Source organism: Cohaesibacter celericrescens (assembly GCF_002866925.1).
Taxonomy (GTDB): Bacteria; Pseudomonadota; Alphaproteobacteria; order Rhizobiales; family Cohaesibacteraceae; genus Cohaesibacter; species Cohaesibacter celericrescens.
Window position 1 is genome coordinate 1 of sequence record NZ_PKUQ01000040.1, and the last position, 2,104, is coordinate 2,104.

Annotated in this window: 3 protein-coding genes; all 3 read left to right on the forward strand. The window is 46.7% G+C overall.

Annotation, left to right across the window (positions count from 1 at the left end; all coding sequences use genetic code 11):
* On the forward strand, positions 1-293 hold a 293-nt coding region (locus C0081_RS16690; RefSeq protein WP_245417981.1), incomplete at its 5' end, for a WGR domain-containing protein.
* A gap of 118 nt (positions 294-411) precedes the next feature.
* Positions 412-663: a helix-turn-helix domain-containing protein gene (locus tag C0081_RS16695; protein ID WP_101534995.1), complete on the forward strand. Its 252-nt coding sequence runs from the start codon at positions 412-414 to the stop codon at positions 661-663.
* On the forward strand, positions 664-1,971 hold the full coding sequence (locus C0081_RS16700) for a type II toxin-antitoxin system HipA family toxin (protein ID WP_101534996.1): 1,308 nt from the start codon (positions 664-666) through the stop codon (positions 1,969-1,971).
* The last annotated feature ends 133 nt before the right edge of the window (positions 1,972-2,104 follow it).

Here is a 2,104-nt window from a genome sequence, read left to right on the forward strand (position 1 = left end):
CGGTCCGCAAGGATTGTTGGTTAGAAATGATAGGAGGTCATGAAATGACACAGTTCGAGATGTTCCCAGTTGAAGCGTATATGCGCCGGATTGATCGAGAGAAAAACATGTACCGCTTCTATCATCTGCAGATTGAACGCACCTTGTTTGGCGAATGGTGTCTCGTTCGTCGCTGGGGTCGGATTGGCGCAAACGGCCAGATCATGCGGATTTGGTTTGATAACATCTCCGATGCCCTCGCCGCTTTAAAAAACTTGGCAAAAGCCAAAGGACGGCGGGGATATGTCGTATAAGAAAATACTGAAATATACTGTCAGCATGATCTGCACATCATAAATTCACACTATGATCTTTAGATCATATTGACAATTTATGATGTATAGATCATGTTTATGTCGAGCGAGGGACGATATGAAATTCTTGGCAAGAACACCAAAAAACATAGGACATGCTATTCGGCAAGCACGAATTGCGCGGGGCCTCACACAAAAAGAACTAGCGAGCATCAGCGGGATTTGGCAGGAAACCATTTCCAAAATTGAGAATGACATCTCCGCAACAAAGCTAGAAACAATCTTTGATCTTTTAGCGGCTTTAGATCTCGAAATCCAACTTCAGACACGAACCAAAGGCGATGATACCGATCTGGAGGATATCTTCTAGATGGGTCGAAAGCGTAGTTTTATACCACTCAATGTTTATCTAAACGCAAGGCTGGTCGGCACTCTTCTACGTGAAAGGACTGGTGCTATCAGTTTTCACTATGATCAGACATGGCTCGGTTGGGTCCATACCATGCCCATTTCTCTATCCCTCCCCTTGCGGACGGATCGATATATAGGGGCGCCAGTCAATGCGGTATTTGACAATCTGCTACCAGACAATGAGGGCATTCGCCGACGAGTGGCCGAACGCATCGGAGCACAAGGAATTGATGCCTACAGCCTACTTTCCGAAATTGGCCGCGATTGTGTTGGGGCGCTGCAGTTTCTACCAGAAAGCAAAGAGCCAAACCCTACAGATCAACTGGTAAGTGAACCCGTAAGTGATGAGCAAATCGAAGCCTTGCTGAATGATCTTGATGCGACACCACTCGGCATCCGTAGAGAGAAGGATTTTCGGATTTCGGTTGCCGGAGCTCAGGAAAAAACAGCATTGCTGTATCACCAAGGACAATGGTTCGAGCCAATTGGAACAACTCCGACGACCCATATCATCAAGCCACAAATCGGCAGATTGCCTAATGGCATGGACTTGTCGCACAGCGTTGAAAACGAATATTTTTGCCTCAAATTACTGGAAGCCTTTGGGCTTAAAGTTGCCAAAGCCGAGATTGCAATATTCGGAGATAAAAAGGCGTTGGTTGTAGAGCGATTTGATCGCAGATGGAGCAAGGATGGGCGATTAATCCGACTACCTCAAGAAGACATGTGTCAGGCTCTCTCGGTGCCATCAACGCGCAAATATCAGAGTGAAGGCGGCCCCGGTATTGTTGAAATCATGGATCTATTACGCGGTAGCGATGAACCCATAAAGGATCGTATCGATTTCTTCAAGGCAACCATTTTGTTTTGGCTTATTGGAGCAACGGATGGGCATGCCAAGAATTTCAGCATCGCTCTGATGCCCGGAGGGAGGTTTAGGCTCACGCCTTTCTATGATGTCATGACGGTGCAACCGACTTATTTAGTAGGCCAGATCCAGCGCAAAGACTTCAGACTCGCAATGCGCTTTGGAAAATCCAATCATTATCGGGTTGAGGACATCTGCGGCAGACACATCCTGGAGACTGCGCAACAGGCAGGCTTGTCGAAAGAAGTAACGCTCGGAATTTTTGAGGAATTGCAGCAAAGAGCGGAAATAGCTCTTCAAATTGTGAAATCGGAAAATCAAATGGCAATTCCGGCAGACCTGACAATGCCAATTCAAGATATTATGAGCCAAAGGGTCAAAAAACTCTGTGAATATTGATGCGGCTTGGCAAAGGATTAGACGGTGATGCTGAACCCGTTGGTGAAGGGATTTGCGAATTACGCGTTCGCTATGGACCTCGATATAGGGTCACTTATCCGAAAAGTGCTTCTAGCGAAGAAAACAGGTCGGC